Below are 18134 nucleotides of genomic sequence, written 5' to 3' on the forward strand. Positions count from 1 at the left end.
GCCTGCGGGTCGCCCCTCTTCTTTCGCACGGGGCAGCGCAGGCCGCGCGGTCACGCCCCCGGCGCGGCATCCTCCGTCACCGGGACGTCGAACGTGCCGACGGGCAGCTGCGCCGCGTCGAACAGGTTGACCGTCGGCGTCTCCGCCCAGGCGTAGCGGACATGCGTCACCGGCTGGCCGTCGCCCGGCAGCGTCACGCGGTCCCCCGCCACCGTCCCCGCGGCGAAGCGGCACGTCCCCGCCGCCGCGCCGCATAGCTCGAAGCCGACCGCCTGCGCCGCCCCGCGCGCGCTCAGCGCGCCGGTGACGCCGGAGAAGCGCAGCACCGCGCCCCCGTCCGCGCCGCGCCGCGCCGTCGCGATCGCGGGGCCGGCCGGGGCGACCGGCTCGCCGTAGCGCGCCGCGCGCATCGCGCGCGCGAGCCGCAGCCCGACCTCGCGCTTCTCGCCCGGGTGGATGTCGAGCGCGTCGCCCAGGTCGAGCGTCACCGCCAGACCGGCATGCGGATCGGCCGCCACGACCCGGCGCTGCGCGTCGCGCACCACGCCCCAGCCGCTCTCCGCCGGCGCCGCCGCGCGCGGGCCATAAGCGGAGAGCTGGACCACCGCCGCGGCGGTCTCGGGTGTCCCCATCCGCGCGCGCCAGTCCGCGAACAGCGCGGCGAGCCGGCGGTCATAGCCCGGCAGACCGGTGTCGGATTCACCCTGGTACCAGGCGATCCCCGCGAGCTGGATCGGCGCGAGCGGCGCCACCATGGCATGGTCGAGCATCCCCGCGCCGTTGATGTCGTCCCACGGCACGCGCGGCGCCGCGCCGGCGACCCGCCCGGCGCGCGCATAGCGCCAGCCGGTGTCGAGCGCGACGCTGCTGCCGTCCGCGAAGGTCAGCCGCATCCGCTCGGCGGGGCCGGTCATCCCGCCGAAGGCATAGACGTCGTCGTCGCTCACCGTGATGACGTTGCGCCCCGCGCGCAGCGTCCCGGCGGGCAGCGCATAGACGCGCGACTGGGTCGCCAGGCTCGTCGCGCCGACCCCGATGCCATTGACCCAGCTATAGTCGGCGTCGTCGATCGTGCCGAGCGACAGCGTCGCCGGTCCGCGCGCCTGCGCCGCGGTCAGCTCCACCTCGCGGCGATACCAGACGATGCCGTTGTAGTCGGCGAGCTCGGGAACGCCCCAGGTTTCGAAGGCGGTCAGCGACGGCACCGGGCGCCAGTCGAGCGCGGCGTCGGGCTGCCACGGCTCGCGCCCGCGCGCGTCGCCGCTCGCGCCGCGCCACCATTGCTCCCACGCCCCCACCGCGCGTCGCACCGCGGTGGCGGGATCGCGCGCGTAGAGCGCGCGCTGCGCCGCCGCCTCGCCCTCGCCGCCGGCGCGCAGCGCGGCGTCGCTCATCCACGCGCTGATGCGGGATCCGCCCCAGCTCGCGTGGATCGCGCCGATCGGCACCTTGGCGGTGCGGCGCAGCGACTGGACCATGTAGAAACAGGCCGCGGAGAAGCTTGGCGCGCTGTCCGGCCCGGCGAGCTGCCAGCGCGGCGGAGTGCCGAGCCGGTCGAGCGGGGTGACGCTCGACGCCTTGGGGATGGTCAGCAGCCGCAGCTGCGCGTCGACCGGCGGGCGCGCGTCGCCGAACTGCGCCTGCGCGTCGCTGACCGTCATCTCCATGTTGCTCTGGCCCGAGCACAGAAAGACGTCGCCGACCAGCAGGTCGCTGACCAGCGTCGCGCCGCTGGGCGCGGCGACGGTCAGCTCGTACGGCCCGCCCGCGGCGAGCGCCGGCAGCGTCGCGGCGAAGCGACCGTCGCGCGCCGCGGTCACCGTGACGCTGCGCCCCGCGAGCCCGATCATCACCGTCTCGCCCGGGGCGGCGGTGCCGCGCAGCGCGATCGGCCGGTCGCGCTGGATCACGCCATGGTCCGCGATCGCGCCGTCGAGCCGCGGCGCCGCGAGCGCGGCGGGCGCCGCCAGCGCGCCGGCGAGCAGGAGCGGGAGGAGGCGCGCTGGTCGATGGGGCATCGTCGGGGGAGATCCGCTGCGGGAGGAGGAAGCGCCAGCCTGCGCCAGCCCGCGGCGCGACGCAATCGCCGCGCGCGACCCCGGGCTCAGCGTTCCGGTGGCAGCACCGCCAGTAGCGCGAAGGTGGCGAGCCAATGGCCGCCCATATAATCGTCGTCGAGATGCGGCAGGCTGGCGGCGAGATGCGCCTCGGCGACGTGCAGCATCGCCGCCGCGGCGGGATGGCGTGCGCCGAGCGCGACGGCGAGCTGGCGCCAGCACCAGGCGCGGCTGAGGTTGAGCCCGTCGAGATGCGCGATCTTGCCGTCGCTCCGGTCCGACACATGCGCCGGGCGGAACAGCGTGGCCGGCTCGCCGCGCGCGACATCGGGGAGGAAGGCGTCGAACCACGCCGCGAATGCGCCGGCGGGCAGCACGCGGCTCATCAGCAGCGCCTCGCACAAGGCCGAGGAGAGGAAGTCGTCGCCCGACGGTTCCCACGCCTGGCAGGCACGGTCCGCGCCGAACCAGCCGCGCGCGCGCGCGTCGATCAGCTCGACCAGCGCGGGGTCGTGGCGCAGCGCCCAGTCGCGCGCGAGCACCAGCGCGAAGCTGGTGTTGAAATGCGTGCCGACGCGCACCGCATAGGTCAGCTTGGGCAGGTAGGCCGCGAAGCGCGCGGCGAAGGCGCGCGCCAGCGGTTCGAGCGCCTTGCCCCAAGGCGCGGCATGCCGGTCCGCCTCGCCGTGGAGCGCGAGCAGCCACGCCCAGCCATAGGGGCGCTCGAACCCGCCGCTGGTCGGCCGGTCGAGATAGGCGAGCTCGCCCGCGACCTTGGCCGGGACCAGCATGGTGTCGGCGCGCGCGCGGATCGCCTCCGCCTCCGCCAGCGCCGGGAAGAGGCGGCGGATCGTCAGCAGCTGCCACCAGCCGTGGACGCAGCTGTGCCAGTCGAAGCTGCCGTGGAAGATCGGGTGGAGCGTCGCCGGCGGCACCGCGTCGTGCGCGCCGGTGAGGACATGGTCGAGCTTGTACGGATATGCGCGCCCGACATGGTCGAGCGTGATGCGCGCGAAGCGCGCGGCGAGCGCGGGGTCGAGCCTGGTCATCGGATCACCCACCATAGCAGCAGCACGTTGAACAGGAGCAGCGGCAGCGCGGTCGCCGCCTGCGCGCGGATCACGCCATAGCGGTCGCGCAGCTCGAGCAACGCGGCAGGGACGATGTTGAAGTTGGCCGCCATCGGGGTGAGCAAGGTGCCGCAGAAGCCCGCCAGCATGCCGATCGCCGCGACCGCCGCCGGGTCCCCGCCATACTGGCGCACCAGCAGCGGCATGCCCACCGCCGCCGCCATCACCGGGAAGGCGGCGAAGGCATTGCCCATCACGATCGTGAACAGCGCCATGCCGAGGCCATAGGCGATCGCGGCGCCGAGCACGCTTCCCGCCGGAATCGCGCCGCCGACCAGCCCGCCGACCACGTCGCCGACGCCCGCGAGCGCGAACACCGCGCCCAGGCTGGCGAGCAGCTGCGGCATGATCGCGGCCCAGCCGATCTCGTCGAGCAGCCGCCGCCCCGCGCGCACCCCCGCGAGCGGCGGCGCGCGCAGACGCCAGTGGCCGAGCGCGAGCGCGACGAGCACGCCGAGCGTCAGCGCCACCAAAGTGGCCTGCTGCGAGTCGACCAGCGTCGGCAGGCGCTTGAACAGCAAGGTGCCGCCGAGCGCGGCGGCGGGGATCACCAGCGCCAGCGCGAGCAGGGGCCCGCGCGGTTCGCTCGCCGTCTCGGGCTCGCCGCGGTGCATCCGGCCCGAGGTGGCGGTGGCGACCAAGGCGAGCACGAGCACGCCGTTGCCGAGATCGCCGATCGCGTCGCCCGCGAAGAAGGAGAGCGCGAGCAAGGCGTGGAACAGCGCGTTGGCCCAGCGCCGATCGGCCGCGCCGAGCAGCGCGCAGGCGGCGAAGAAGAGGCCGGCGACCGCGTAGACGAGGTTGAGCCCGATCATCGCGCGCGCCGCCTCAGCCGACGGTCGAGCCACCACAGCCGCGCGCCATGGACGAGGAAGGCGGCGAGCGCGGTCGGGATCGCCCAGACCGAGAGCTGGAACGGCTCGACGCGCACGCCATAGCCCTCGAGCACGCCGCGCATCAGCAGGATCGAGCCGATCGCGATGAAGACGTCCTCGCCGAAGAACAGGCCGATATTGTCGGTCGCGGCGGCGAGCGCGCGGATCGGCTCGCCGTCCTGTTCGCCCTGTTGGGCGGCGGCAGCCTCGGCCATGGGCGCGACGAGCGGCCGCACTGTCTGCGCCGGCCCTGCGACCGCGTTGAGCCCGAGCGCGGCGGAGAGCTGGCGGAACAGCAGATAGCCCGCGAGCAGCCGCCCCACGGTGAGCCCGCGCAACCCGCCGACGAGCGCGCGCGCGCGCTGCTGCAGCCCGGCGCGTTCGAGCAGGCCGATCACGGGAAGCACGATGTAGATCGCGGTGACGTAGCGGCTCTGGTTGAAGGCGTGGCCGAATTTAGCGAGCACGGCGAGCGGGTCGAGCCCGGCGGCCAGCCCGGTCACCGCGGCGGCGACGACGATCACCAGCAGCGGGTTGAAGCGCAGCAGGAAGCCCAGCGCGATCACAGCGACGCCGGCGAGGACGAGCATCAGCGGCGGGTCCGTGAGGTGAGGGGCGACGAAAGTGGGACCTCTGAAACGCGGCCTTGCCTCGACGCGCGACCACCCCGGCGCACGCCGGGGTCCAGGTGGGAAGGCCGATGTGAGACTCTCTGGCGTTCCCCGACTGGACTCCCGCGTCTGCCGGGGTGCGGGCTCGGGGAACCAGATGACGGACCCATCACCCCGCCGCCCCGGCGAAGGCGAGACCTTTGCCAAACCCCTTCCGTCATCCCGGACTTGGTCCGGGATCCACTGTGCCGCACACTCATCGCGCTATTCTTGCGGAGGAGTGGATCCCGGACCAAGTCCGGGATGACGGTGGAGAAGGAGCGTTCCGCGACTTCCGCAAAGGTCGCGCGAGGGCCCGGGTGACGGCTTGAGGGATGCGGCAACGGACCCAGCACCCCGCCCCGGCGGAGGCCAGCGCCTAGTCGGGAAGGCTGGTGTGAGGTCGACCAACGCCCCCCAACTGGACCCCGGCGTCCGCCGGGGTGCGGGCTCGGGGAACCAGATGACGCACCCGTCACCCCGCCGCCCCGGCGAAGGCGGTACCTTTGCCAAACCCCTTCCGTCATCCCGGACTTGGTCCGGGATCCACCGTGCCGCACACTCATCGTGCGATGCTCTTGAGGAAGAGTGGATCCCGGGCCAAGCCCGGGATGACGAGGAAGTTTCGCAGAGGTCTCGCGGAGGCCGGGGCCCAGTCGGGATAGCTCCCGCGGCTCACGCGAGCGGCGCTTCACTGGACCCAGGCCTGCGCCGGGGTACGCGCTCGATGGAAGAGGCGGTGCTGCCACGATCCCGCCACCCCGGCCCGCACTTCTGAGACGACACCGAAAGCCACCCCCGCTCACGCCGCACCCCCATAGCCACCGCCGCCGGGCGTCTCGATCACGAACACGTCGCCTGCCGCCAGCTCCACCGACGCGGTCGCACCGAGCGCCTCGACGCGCCCGTCCGCGCGCTCGACGCGGTTCGCCCCGACCGCCCCGTCGCCGCCCCCGGCTAGACCGAACGGCGCCACGACGCGATGGTTGGACAAGATGTTGGCCCGCATCGGCGCTCGGAAGCGCACGCGCCGCACCGCGCCGTCACCGCCTGCCCAGCGCCCCGCGCCGCCCGAGCCGCGCCGGATCGCGAACGCCTCCAGCAGCACCGGGAAGCGGGTCTCCAGCACCTCGGGGTCCGTCAACCGGCTGTTGGTCATGTGCGTCTGCACCGCGCTCGCGCCCGCGAAGCCGTCGCCCGCGCCCGCGCCGCCCGCGATCGTCTCATAATATTGGTGGGTGGCGTCGCCGAAGGTGAAGTTGTTCATCGTCCCCTGCGACGCCGCCATCGCGCCCAGCGCCCCCATCAAAGCGTCGGTGACGACCTGGCTGGTCTCGACATTGCCCGCCACCACCGCCGCGGGATAGCGCGGGTTGAGCATCGAGCCCTCGGGCACGATCAGCGTCACCGGGCGCAGGAAGCCGTCGTTGAGCGGCGTGTCCTCACCCACCAGAGTCCGCAGCACGTAGAGCACCGCGGCGCGCGTCACCGCCAGCGGCGCGTTGGTGTTGCCCGGCCGCTGCGCGCTGGTGCCGGCGAAGTCGACCGTCAGCGCCCCGGCATCGCGGTCGACCCGCACCGCGACGCGCACCTCGGCGCCCTCGTCGGTGGCATAGGCGAAGGCCCCGTCGGACAGCGAGCGTACCGCGCCGCGCGCCAGCGTCTCGGCGTGCGCCTGGACGTGCTCCATATAGGCCGCCACCACCTCGCGCCCCTGCTCGGCGACGAGCCGCTCCAGCCCCGTCGCGCCGCGTGCGCAGGCGGCGAGCTGCGCGGCGAGGTCAGCCATGTTCTGGTCGATCGCGCGCGCCGGGTGCGGCCCGCTGGCGAACAGGGCGCGGAGCTCGGCCTCGCGCAGCCGGCCCTCGGCCACCACCAGCACGTCGTCGAGCACCACGCCCTCGTCGGCGAGCGTGCGGCTGTCCGCGGGCATCGAGCCCGGGCTGGTGCCGCCGACGTCGGCATGGTGCCCGCGCGCGGCGACGAAGAAAGCGGGCGCGTCGCCGCCCGCGAACACCGGCTGGACGACGGTGATGTCGGGCAGATGCGTGCCGCCGCGATAGGGGTCGTTGACCGCATAAGCGTCGCCCGGGCGCATCCCGCGCCCGTCGCTGCCGCGGCTGGCGATCAGGTGGCGGACGCAGTCGCCCATCGAGCCGAGATGCACCGGGATGTGCGGCGCATTGGCGACGAGGTGCCCGCCCGCGTCGAACAGCGCGCAGGAGAAATCGAGCCGCTCGCGGATGTTGACCGAGGCGGCGCTGTGCTGGAGCGCCGAGCCCATCTCCTCCGCCAGCCCCATGAACAGCCCGGCGAAGATCGCCAGCCGCACCGGGTCGACCGCGGCGTCGCCCGCCGCCGTCGCGCGGGCCGCGACGCGGGTGAGCCGCAGCGTGCCGTCGTCCAGCACCGCCGCTTCCCAGCCGGGCTCGACCGCGACGGTGGAGGTGGCATCCACCAGCAGCGCCGGCCCGGCGACGCGCGCGCCCGCGCCGAGCGTCTCGCGGCGGTGCAGCGGCGTGCGATGACACGCGCCCGCCATCGTCACCTCGACCGTCTCGGACGCGGACGCCGCCGCCGCGGGCGCCGCCATCGCCGGCGCCGCGCTGGCGCGCACCGCCTCGACCTGGAGCCGCTCGACGATCAGCGCGTCGTCGGCGGTGAAGCCGAAGCGCTCGCGGTGCGCCGCCTCGAACGCGGCGCGCATCGCCGCGGCGTCCGCGACCGCCACCTCGATCCCCTGATCGGTGCGCGCGTAGCGCAGCGTCGCCACCGCCTCGGTCCCAGCCTCGCCGCCCAGTTCGTCGCGCGCCGCTGCGGCGAGCTGGTCCAGCGTCGCGCGCCACGCGCCCGCGTCGAGCGGCGCGGCGACGGTGCGCTGGCGCACCGCGCGCCGGTCGGCCAGCGCGATCCCCCAGGCCGAGAGCACGCCGGCGAGCGGGTGGATCAGCACGTCGCGCATCCCGAGCGCGTCGGCGACGAGACAGGCGTGCTGCCCGCCCGCGCCGCCGAAGCTCATCAGCGCGTAGCTCGCCGGATCATGCCCGCGCGCGACCGACACCGACTTGATCGCCTTGGCCATGTTGGCGACCGCGATCGCCACCAGCCCCTCCGCCGCGGCGAGCGCATCGGGGCGCGTGCCGGTCGCGGCCTCCACCGCGTCGAGCAGCGCCGCGAGCCGGTCGGACGCGGCGGCGGGATCGAGCGGCTGGTCGCGCTCGGGGCCGAACACCGCCGGGAAATGCTCGGGCACGATCTTGCCGAGCAGGAGGTTGCAGTCGGTCACCGTTAGCGGCCCGCCGCGGCGATAGCAGGCGGGGCCGGGATCGGCGCCGGCGCTCTCCGGCCCAACGGTGAAGCGGCCGCCGTCGAAGCCGCAGATCGACCCGCCCCCAGCCGCGACCGTGTCGATCCGCAGCATCGGCGCGGCGACGCGGACGCCGCCGATCACCGCCTCCTGGCGCCGCTCGAACGTCCCCGCCCACAGCGACACGTCGGTCGAGGTGCCGCCCATGTCGAAGCCGATCACGCGCTCGACCCCGGCGGCGCGCGCCGCCGCGGCCATGCCGACGATCCCGCCCGCGGGGCCGGAGAGAAGCGCGTCCTTGCCGCTCACCGCGCGCGCCGCGGCGAGCCCGCCCGAGGATTGCATGAACAGCGGCGCGCCGCCGAACGCCGCCTCCAGCCCGTCGACGTAGCGGCGCAGCACCGGCGAGAGATAGGCGTCGGCCGCGGTGGTATCACCGCGCGCGACCAGCCGGATCAGCGGCGCGACGCGGTGGCTCACCGATATCTGGGTGAAGCCGATCGCGCGCGCCAGCTCCGCCAGCGCCGCCTCGTGCGCGGGATAGCGCCAGCCGTGCATCAGCACGATCGCGATCGCGCGCAGCCCGGCGTCGTATCCGGCGCGCAGGTCGCGCTCCGCCGCGGCGAGGTCGAGCGCGCGCACCACCGCGCCGTCGACGTCGACGCGCTCGTCGATCTCGACCACGCGCTCGGGCAGCGGCGGCGGGCGCAGAATCGCGCGCGCGAAGATGTCGGGCCGATCCTGGTAACCGATCGCCAGCGCGTCGCCGAAGCCGCGCGTGATCGCGAGCAGCACCGGCTCGCCGCGGCGCTCGAGCAAGGCGTTGGTCGCCACCGTGGTGCCGATGCGCACGTCGAGCGGGGGCAGCGCGCCGTCGCGCACGCCGGTCAGCCGCCGCACCGCTTCCACCGCGGCGTCGTCGTAGCGGCCGGGATCGACCGAGAGCAGCTTGACCACCTCGACGCTGCCGTCCTCGCGCTCGGCGACCACGTCGGTGAAGGTACCGCCGCGGTCGATCGCGATGCGGCGGAGCGGGGCGGGGGACGCGGTCGACACAGGGGTAAGCTATCGCAGCGGCGCGGCTTCCTGTCGACGGGCGGTGTGGCGCCGCGTCGCGCCGACGGGGACGGTCACCGCGTCCGGCGGCTCGGCTTCCGCCGTGGTCGACCGGGTCGCGCGCGCGATCACCGGCGCGTCGCGTCAGCTGGAAGGCGACGCCGCGATGTCGGAGGGCGGACGCAGCCGCGCGCGTGACAGGTCGAGCGAGTCGGTCAGCACGCTGGGCGCCGCGTCGCGGTCGCGCTCCAGCCCGGGATAGCGCGTCCAGTAATGCGCATGGGCGAGCCAGCCGCCGCGGACGCGCGTGGTGACGGCGCGGTCCCACACGCCCCAGCCGAACGCAGGCGCCACCGCGCCGCCGATCGGGTCGCCGCGCCACCAGCCGCGCGCGGGAAAATAGAGGTTGGTCCACACCGTCACCCCGAACACCGCGGCATGGTCGACGACGCGGACGCGGGGGCGGCGGCGCCCCTGCGGCGGCGCGCGGCGCTCATAGGAGAAATGCGCGCCGTCCTCGCGCAGCGGCGGCGCCACGGGCAGCTCGCGTCGTGCCACGCGCCGCGCCCAATCGTCCGCGCCGCGCGCGAGCAACAGCGACGCATGCGCCAGCGGGCTGCCCAGCGTGACCAGATCGGTGACGAGCCAGCGCGCGCCGATTCGCCGCTGCTCGTAATGGAGGTCGCGCACTGCCTGCCGCCATGCCGCGCCGTCGCCCGCGCCGGCGGCGGCCTCGGCCCGCGCGAGCCGGGGCTGGGTCGGGTCCGCCGCGGGGCCGACCGCCTCCAGCCGCCGACGCAGCGCCTCGCTCTCCCGCTGCCACGCGAAGCCGAGCAGGTCGTACCCGATCACCGAGCCCAGACTATGCCCCACCACCATGATGCGGTCGTAGCGCCCGTCGGCGTGGAGCCGCTCGAGCAGCGCCACCCCGGCGGCGCGGATGCGGTTGCGCGCCTCCACCGTCCGCGGGTGCGGGTTGAGATAGATCGCAGCGTCGCCGACCGAGCCGCGCACCGCCAGCCCCAACGCGGCGAGCGCCGCGGCGGCGATCCCGGTGAGCTTGGGCGCGCCCGGCACGGGCAGCGCGAGCCCGAGCAGCGGCGCGACCAGCCCCGACAGCGCCGCGGCGGCGAGCGCGACCGTGACCAGCCAGCACAACCACCACAAGGGCGCGAAGCGCGCGGGCACCTCGCCGCGCGGCCGGCGCATCAGCAGCCACAGCCACGACAGCACGAAGCGCCAACCAGCGACCGGCATCAGATGCTGCCAGTAGAATTCGATGAAGTCGCTGTCGGCGTCGGCGGAGAAGGCGCGGTAGCGGCGTTGCTCGAACCCGCCGGCATTGGGGTCGGGCTTGCTGTAGAACAGCCGCTCGCCTGACGCGCCCAGCTCGGTGCCGAGCACGCCGAGCACGAAGCCGGTGAGCGTGTCCATCGGGCGCTGCTCGCCGATGCCGTGGATCACGATCACCGCCTGGCGCGGCTTGCCGCGCGCGATCGGCGGTGTCGTCGCCGACGGGGGCGTGGCCGCGCCCGGCTCGGCCGGCGCGTGGGGTCGCCGAGGGGTGTCGCTCGCCATGGCTCTCCTCCCGCCGCGCCCGCGGCGTGGCGCGCGCCCCGCGCTACCATGCGCCGCGCCGCGCGGCCACGGTGCGCCGCCGTGGCATGGCGGATGTCACGATCGGCGCACCCGTCTCGTCAGGGGGGGCGGGCGCGAACGACCGCGCCGAGGAGATTCCGCATGACCCCCCGTATCCAGGAACCGCACGCGCTCGCGCCCGAGGCGATCAAGGCGATGATGACGCTGGAACAGGCGATCGCGCACGCCGGACTCGACCCTGTGCTGCTCGAGCTGGTCAAGTTGCGCGTGTCGCAGCTCAACGGCTGCGCCTTCTGCCTGCACATGCACGCCACCGACCTGCGCCGCCGCGGCGAGCCCGAGTTGCGCCTGTATCTGCTCAGCGCGTGGCGCGAGTCGACGCTGTACAGCGCGCGCGAGCGCGCCGCGCTCGGCTGGGCCGAGTCGCTGACGCTGCTGCCCGAGCGCCAGGCGTCCGACGCCGATTATGCCGCGCTGAGCGCGCATTTCGATGAGCGCGAGCGCGTCTGGCTGACGATGGCGATCGGCGCGATCAACGTGTGGAACCGCTTGCAGGTCGGGTTCCGCGTGGCGCATCCCGGCGGCGCCGGCTGAACCGCGGGTCGCCGCGCGTCACGCCGCGCAGGCGGCGACGCGCGGCTGACGCGACGCCAGCAGCAGCAGCGCCAGCGCCGCCGCCGCCATCGCCGCGCCCGCCAGCGCCACCGCGGGCAGGCCGAGCCCGGCGGCGATCACCCCGCCGCCCAGCGCCGCGCCGATCGCGTTGCCGAGGTTGAACGCGCCGATGTTCATCGCCGAGGCGAGGTTGGGCGCCTCGCCCGCCGCGGCCATCACCTGCATCTGCAACGGCGGCACGGTGGCGAAGCTGGCGATGCCCCAGACCAGGATCGCGGCCGCCGCGGCGAGCGGCGCGTGCATCAGCCAGGCGAGGGCGAGCATCACCAGCGTCAGCAGCCCGAGCATCGCGGCGAGCGCGCGCGTCACCGACCGGTCGGCGAGCCGGCCGCCGAGCATGTTGCCGATCGTCGCGCCGACGCCGAACAGCATCAGCGACACGGTGACCAGAGCGGTCGAGGCATGGGCGACGTCGCGCAGGATCGGCACGATATAGGTGAAGACGGTGAACACCCCGCCGAAGCCGAGTGTGGTCAACGCCAGCGCGAGCAGCACGCGCGGGCGGCCGAGCACGCGCAGCTCGGCGGCGAGGTCCGCCCCCGCCGGCGCGGGCAGCGGCGGCAGCGCGAGGCGCAGTGCCACGATCGCCACTGCGCCGATCGCGGCGATGCCGGCGAAGGCGGGGCGCCAGCCGATCGCCTCGCCCGCCCAGGTGGCGAGCGGCACGCCGCCGATCGTCGCCACGGTCAGCCCGGTGAACATCGCCGCGACCGCGCCGGCGCGCCGCTCGGGCGGCACCAGCCCCGCCGCGACCACCGCGCCGACGCCGAAGAAGGCCCCGTGGTTGAACGCGGTGACGACGCGCGCGGCCATCAGCCAGGCATAGCCACCGGCGAGCGCCGACAGCGCGTTGCCGAGCGTGAAGATCGCCATCAGCGCGATCAGCAAGGTGCGGCGGTCGAGCCGCGCCGTGGTCAGCGTCATCAGCGGCGCGCCGATCAGCACGCCGAGCGCATAGGCGCTGACCAGCAGGCCGGCGGAGGGGATCGAGACGCGCAGGTCGGCGGCGATCACGGGCAACATGCCCATCGGCGCGAACTCGGTGACGCCGATGCCGAAGGCGCCGATCGCCAGCGCGAGGAGGCCGGGATTGCGTTTCATGACGGGTCTCCGCTCAGACCAGCCGCGGCGCGAGGCGGGCGAAGCCCTCCTGCTGGCGATAGGGCGTGTGGGGGTAAGGTGGGAGCTGCTCGCTGGCGGCGTCGAGCGTCGCGATCTGCTCGGGGTTGAGCGCCCAGCCGACCGCGCCGAGATTGTCGCGCAACTGCGCCTCGTCGCGCGCGCCGATGATCACCGAGGCGACCGTCGGCCGCCGCAACAGCCAGTTGAGCGCGATCTGCGGCACGGTCCGCCCGGTCTCGGCGGCGACCGCCTCGAGCGCGTCGACGACGCGGTAGAGATGCTCGTCCGCGACCGGCGGCGCGAACCGGGCGGTGTCATGCAGCCGGCTGCCCGGCGGGATCGGCCGCCCCCGCCCGATCTTCCCGGTCAGCCGACCCCAGCCGAGCGGGCTCCACACCAGCGCGCCGACGCCCTGGTCCTGCGCGAGCGGCATCAGCTCCCACTCATAGTCACGGCCGATCAGCGAGTAATAGACCTGGTGCGCGACCAGCCGCGGCCAGCCGTGGCGGTCCGCGGCCGCTTGCGCCTTCATCAGCTGCCAGCCGGGATAGTTGGAGACGCCGGCATAGCGGACCTTGCCCGCGGCGATCAGCCGGTCGAGCGTCGCCATCAGCTCCTCGACCGGGGTGTGTGCGTCATAGGCGTGGAGCTGGAGCAGGTCGATGTGGTTAGTGCCGAGCCGGCGCAGCGAATCCTCCACCGCGCGGATCAGCCGCGCGCGCGAGGCGCCCCAGTCCTGCGGACCGTCGCCCACCGGCAGCCCGGTCTTGGTCGACACCAGCACCGCGTCGCGCCGGCCCTTGATGGCGGCGCCGAGCACCTCCTCCGACGCGCCGTCCGAATAGACGTCGGCGGTGTCGAACAGCGTCACGCCCGCGTCGAGGCAGATGTCGAGCAGGCGGCGCGCCGCGCTCGCGTCGCTCTGCCCCCAGGCGCCGAACAGCGGCCCCTTGCCGCCGAACGTGCCGGTGCCGAACGACAGCGCGGGAACGCGCAGTCCCGATGCGCCCAATTGCCGATAGTCCATCACTCACCTTTTGCGATCCGTTCCGAAGCGGCTAGGTGGCAAGCGAGGCCGCGGGAGAGAACCGCCGCGGCGCGCGAAGGATCTGTGCGATGGACGCAAAGCTGGCAGTGGGCGGCGACCGGGCGCGCGCGCTCGCGCTGTTCGCCACCGTGGTCGAGGCGGGGAGCTTCTCCGCCGCCGCGCGCACGCTGGCGCTGACCCCCTCGGCGGTGGCGCGCGCGGTCGACCGGATCGAGGCGCGGCTCGGCGTGCGGCTGCTGCTGCGCTCCACCCGCGCGCTGACGCTGACCGCGGAAGGGCAGGCCTATCTGCTCGCGGCGCGGCGCATCCTCGCCGACCTCGACGACGTCGAACAGCAGATCGCGGATCAGGGCAGCCCGCGCGGGCGGCTGCGCGTGTCCGCCGCGCTGTCGCATGGTCGGCTGTGCGTGGTGCCGCTGCTCGGCGACTTCGCGCGGCGCTACCCGCATATCCTGATCGACCTCGCGCTGACCGACACGCTGGTCGACGTCGCGGCGGGGCAGGCCGACGTCGCGGTGCGCTTCGGCCCGCTTCCCGACAGCGCGCTCACCGCGCGCAGGCTGGGCGAGAGCCGCCGCGTGATCGTCGCCTCACCCGATTATCTCGCGCGCCACGGCACGCCGCTGGTGCCCGAGGATCTGCACGCGCACAATTGCCTCAACTTCAACTTCCGTCGCGCCGAGCCGATCTGGCCGTTCCGCCACGACGGCCGCGACGTCACCTTGTGCGTCGAGGGCGGGATCGTCGCCAACAACGGCGAGACGCTCGGGCAGCTCGCCGCGGCGGGGGTCGGGGTGACGCGGGTCGGCCGCTTCAGCGTCGCGGCCGAGATCGCCGACGGCCGGCTGGTGCCGCTGCTCGAGGAGTATAATCCCGGCGACATCGAGCTGATCCACGCGGTGTTCGTCGGCGGCGCGCATCTGCCCGCGCGCGTGCGCGTGTTCGTCGACTTCCTCGCCGAGCGGCTCGGCCCGCGCGTCGCCCCGCCGCGGCGCGACGACTGAGCGCGCGCGCTGCGGCGGGGCGCCCCGTGGCGGCGTCGAGCCGCGCCGCGGCACCAGGCGCCTGCCCGCACGGCTCCGTCCTGTGATCGAGGAGGACGTGCATCATGAGCCTTGTTCGTATCATCGGGAATGTCGGGACGCGCGGGCGTAACGCCGCCGCCAACCAGGGCATCGCCACCGACGGTGGGATCGGCGAGACCATCCATGCCGAGAATGGCGGGATCGATCAGCGGCTGGTGCGCGCCGACGCGGTCGGCGGCGCGGGCGGGCGCGGCGGCAATGGCAGCGCCGCCGCATCCGGTGGCGACGGGGGTGCCGGCGGTGACGCCAGCGCGAGCGCCGCGGCCTATAGCGCGTCGCTCCGCGCGATCGAGGCGCAGGCCAATGCGACGGGCGGACGCGGCGGTGCCGCCGGCGCGCGCGGGGCGGACGGCGGCGCGGGCGGCGACGTCAGCGAGGTGAGCGCGGTGGCGGTGAGCGATCGCGTCGACGACCGCTCGCAGGTGGTCGCGCAGGCGATCGGCAGCGGCGGCGCGGGCGGGGCGGGCAATGGCGTCGGCCAGGCGGGCGGCGACGGCGGCGCCGTCGCCACGGTCACCGCCAGCGCGTCGCTCGCCGGACCGGGCGTGGCCGACGCGGCGGCGCTGGCGATCGCGATCAACGCGGGCGGGGCCGGCGGCGCGGGGAGCAACGGCGCCGACGGCGGGCGCGGCGCCGACGCGACGATCGTCGACGCCGCTTATGCGGTGACCGACGGCGGCCAGTCGATCCGCGACCAGCGCGCGATCGGCGGCGACGGCGGCAGCAGCGACACCGGGCGCGCGGGCGCGGGCGGCGACGCGCGCGCGACATTGGGCTTCGATGATTTCACCAACGTGACGCAGAGCCGCGAGGCGATCGGCAGCGTCCTCGCGCAGGGTGGTGCGGGCGGCGCGCAGCTGGGCGACGGCATCGGCGGCGCGGGCGGCTCCGCCACCACGGCGATGGCGATCACCGCCGCGGCGACGCGCAGCGGCACCTTCGCCTATGGCGGGCGCGGCGGTGACGGCGCGCGCGGCGGCGGGCAGGGCGGCGACGCGGGCGCGGAGGTGATCGGCGAGGTCCGCGTCGGGCGCGCCGACCTCTTCGCCCCCAAGAACGTGGGCGCCGAGGCCTATGCCGGCGCCGGGGGCGACAGCCTGGGCGCGGGCAACGGCGGCGTGGGCGGCGACGCGCGCGTCACCACCGCGCACATGACCTCCGACAGCTTCTATTCGTCCTCCGCCACCGCGATCAGCCGCGGCGGTGACGGCGGCGCGGGAACGGGCATCGGCTTCCACGGCGCCGACGGGCGCGACAGCGGTCAGGTGTTCGCCTCGGTGCGCGGCGCGGGCAGCAGCGTGCTCGCGCGCGCCGAGGCGCAGGCAGGCGACGGCGGCGCGGGCCGCGCCGGTGCGGACGCGGGCCATGGCGGTCGCGCGACGATCGAGGGTTCGGTGCTCGCCACCAACGACGGCGGCAATGTCCTGCTCGACACCAGCGCGATCGGCGGTGACGGCGGCGTGGCCGAGGGCGGCGGCGACGGCGGCGCGGGCGGCACCGCCCGCGCGGCGCTCGACTATGACACGCGGCTCTGGGCGCGCGACGCGACCGAGGCGAGCGTCACCACTGCCGCCTTCGCGGGCAGCGGCGGCGCGGCGAGCGGCGCGGGCGCGGCGGCCGGGGCCGGCGCGGCGGCGCAGGCGCAGGCGACCGGACGCAGCCACGTCGACGGCGGGGTGAGCGCCGACGCGCGCGGTGGCGCGGGCGGCGCGGCGATCGACGGCGCCACGGTGGCGGCGGGCGGCGCGGCGCACGCCACCGCGGTGTCGATCGCGGTCGACCGCAGCATCGCCAACGTCCGCGCCGACGGCGGCACCGGGGGCGCGAGCGACGCCGCGGGGCTGGCCGGCACGGGCGGGATCGCGAGCGGCACCGTCGCCGCGATCGGCGACCTGGCCAATGCCGCGATCGACCTCCACGGCGGTGACGGCGGCGAGGCGAGCGGCGCGGGCGCGCGCGGCGGCGACGGCGCCGCGATCGGCCTCGCGCGCGCGCAGGCGAGCGGCGTGACGCGCGCCGGCGCGGGCGTCACCGCCGGCGGCGGCTCGGGCGGCGATGGCTATGACGGCGCCGACGGCGGGCGCGGCGCCGCGATCCATCTGGTCGACGCGGTCGCGGGCAGCAGCGTCGGCGGCGAGCTCGCGCTGACGCAGCGCGCGCAGGCGGGCGACGGCGGCGACAGCGTGGGCGGGCTCGCCGCCGACGGCGCCGACGCTTCCTCGACGCTCACCCATGACGCGCGCGCCGGCGCCGCGCTCGACACCGCGCTGACGATCGACGTCGAGGCGCGCGGCGGCGCCGGCGGCACGCAGTTCGGCGCGGGCGAGGCGGGCCGCGGCGGCGACGGCAGCGCGACCGCGACGCTGGGAGCCGACGCCGGCGTCGCGATCGACGCGACCGTCACCGCCTGGGGCGGCTGGGGCGGTGGCGGCGCGGCGCCCGGCGCGGGCGGCGACGCGCGCGCGACGCTGGACGTGGAGGGCGGCGCGATCGACGTGGCCACCGTCGCGATCGCGGGCGCGGGCACGATCCGCAGCGGCCTCGCCGAGGCGGTCACCGCGGTGAACGCCAGCGCGGGAAGCGCCGCGGCCAACGCGCGCGCTGGGCTCGACGGCTCGGCGGTGAGCGTGCTCGGCGGCGCCGCGGTCTCGGTCGCGGGCGAGGCGCTGCTCGTCGCACGCGCACAGGCGGGGGACGCCGCCGCGCTCCAGCCCGATCGCGCCGCGGACGCTTATGCCATCGTCCACGGCGACATCACCGACGCCGCGCTGACGACGATCCTGCGCGACAATGACGCGGTGCGCGGCGCCTTCGGCGACGACGTCGAGATCGCCTCCACCGCGCTGCTCGGCGGCGCCAAGGCGGCGGGCACGGGCGCGCAGACGATCACCAACACCATGACGCTGGACATCACGCTCGCCGAGCTGGACGCGGTGGGGCGCAGCATGATCGGGCTGGTGGACGGCACCGTGTTGGGCGCCGGGTTCGACGACCTGCGGCTGGACGTCGCGGTGGACGGGTTCGACACCGCCGCGCTCTACTCGCGCCGCTTCGACGACGAGGCCAGCGCCGACGCCTTCTTCGACGACGCGGCGATCGATCTCGGCGACCTCAGCGCCTATGACAATGGCTTCGGCGTGGTGACGATCAACGTCACGCTCACCACCACCGCGTCCGAACGCGGCGGCGGGTTCGCCGCGGCGCTGCTGTTCGGCGACATCGGCGGCGTGTCGGTCGAGGATCCGGGCGAGGGCCCGGTGTTCACCGCGGCGGAAGTGTTCGACGCCGATGCCAGTGCGGCGGGCTGGTCGACCGCTTATCAGCATGACTGGATGATCGCCTGAGCGGCCGAGTCGGCGGGGCGACGCGCGTCCCGCCGGCGCGCGGCGCGGTGTCGCGCAGCGGCTTCGTCGCGAGCCAGCCTCGGCCGGTCGCCTAGCGACATCAAACCGTTACCAATGTCACACGACGGCATTTTTGGTTCCGGTTGCGCGACATTAAGTGAAACACGACGCCCGTGCGAGGGCGAT

11 protein-coding genes are annotated in these 18134 nt (G+C 75.3%); 3 read left to right on the forward strand and 8 right to left on the reverse strand.

Annotated features, from left to right (window positions below):
• Nucleotides 1-50: 50 nt before the first annotated feature.
• From EV292_RS14255 to EV292_RS14280, 6 genes are all read right to left on the reverse strand, one after another.
• The gene (locus EV292_RS14255; protein WP_132909903.1) at nucleotides 51-2018 is read right to left on the reverse strand and encodes a sialate O-acetylesterase; all 1968 of its coding nucleotides are present in this window, start codon (nucleotides 2016-2018) and stop codon (nucleotides 51-53) included.
• A gap of 86 nt (nucleotides 2019-2104) precedes the next feature.
• Complete coding sequence (locus EV292_RS14260; RefSeq protein ID WP_132909904.1) at nucleotides 2105-3106, reverse strand: DUF2891 domain-containing protein; 1002 nt, start codon at nucleotides 3104-3106, stop codon at nucleotides 2105-2107.
• The gene (locus EV292_RS14265; protein ID WP_132909905.1) at nucleotides 3103-4002 is read right to left on the reverse strand and encodes a DUF979 family protein; all 900 of its coding nucleotides are present in this window, start codon (nucleotides 4000-4002) and stop codon (nucleotides 3103-3105) included. Before EV292_RS14265 ends, EV292_RS14260 begins: the two co-directional genes overlap by 4 nt.
• Entirely contained in the window at nucleotides 3999-4652 is a 654-nt protein-coding gene (locus EV292_RS14270) for a DUF969 family protein (RefSeq protein ID WP_132909906.1), read from the reverse strand. The genes EV292_RS14265 and EV292_RS14270 overlap by 4 nt, the downstream gene beginning before the upstream one ends.
• An 862-nt stretch (nucleotides 4653-5514) precedes the next feature.
• On the reverse strand, nucleotides 5515-9075 hold the full coding sequence (locus EV292_RS14275; protein ID WP_243693782.1) for a hydantoinase B/oxoprolinase family protein: 3561 nt from the start codon (nucleotides 9073-9075) through the stop codon (nucleotides 5515-5517).
• A 144-nt stretch (nucleotides 9076-9219) separates the two neighbouring features.
• On the reverse strand, nucleotides 9220-10653 hold the full coding sequence (locus tag EV292_RS14280; protein ID WP_132909907.1) for a hypothetical protein: 1434 nt from the start codon (nucleotides 10651-10653) through the stop codon (nucleotides 9220-9222).
• 162 nt (nucleotides 10654-10815) lie between these two features.
• Here EV292_RS14280 and EV292_RS14285 point away from each other — a divergent pair, with 162 nt between their 5' ends.
• Nucleotides 10816-11268, forward strand: a complete 453-nt coding sequence (locus EV292_RS14285) for a carboxymuconolactone decarboxylase family protein (RefSeq protein ID WP_132909908.1) — start codon at nucleotides 10816-10818, stop codon at nucleotides 11266-11268.
• Nucleotides 11269-11286: 18 nt separating this feature from the next.
• Here the strand turns inward: EV292_RS14285 and EV292_RS14290 are convergent, their stop codons facing one another.
• The gene (locus EV292_RS14290; RefSeq protein WP_132909909.1) at nucleotides 11287-12450 is read right to left on the reverse strand and encodes an MFS transporter; all 1164 of its coding nucleotides are present in this window, start codon (nucleotides 12448-12450) and stop codon (nucleotides 11287-11289) included.
• Nucleotides 12451-12463: 13 nt separating this feature from the next.
• Nucleotides 12464-13498 (reverse strand): aldo/keto reductase, encoded by a 1035-nt coding sequence (locus EV292_RS14295; protein WP_132909910.1) that lies wholly within the window; start codon nucleotides 13496-13498, stop codon nucleotides 12464-12466.
• Between the two features lie 89 nt (nucleotides 13499-13587).
• Here EV292_RS14295 and EV292_RS14300 point away from each other — a divergent pair, with 89 nt between their 5' ends.
• Nucleotides 13588-14523, forward strand: coding sequence for a LysR family transcriptional regulator (locus EV292_RS14300; protein WP_132909911.1), 936 nt, complete (start codon nucleotides 13588-13590; stop codon nucleotides 14521-14523).
• Nucleotides 14524-14627: 104 nt separating this feature from the next.
• Nucleotides 14628-17948, forward strand: a complete 3321-nt coding sequence (locus tag EV292_RS23360; protein WP_132909912.1) for a hypothetical protein — start codon at nucleotides 14628-14630, stop codon at nucleotides 17946-17948.
• Nucleotides 17949-18134: the final 186 nt, after the last annotated feature.

Origin of the sequence: Sphingomonas sp. BK235, assembly GCF_004345855.1 — a bacterium.
Classification (GTDB): Bacteria; Pseudomonadota; Alphaproteobacteria; order Sphingomonadales; family Sphingomonadaceae; genus Sphingomonas.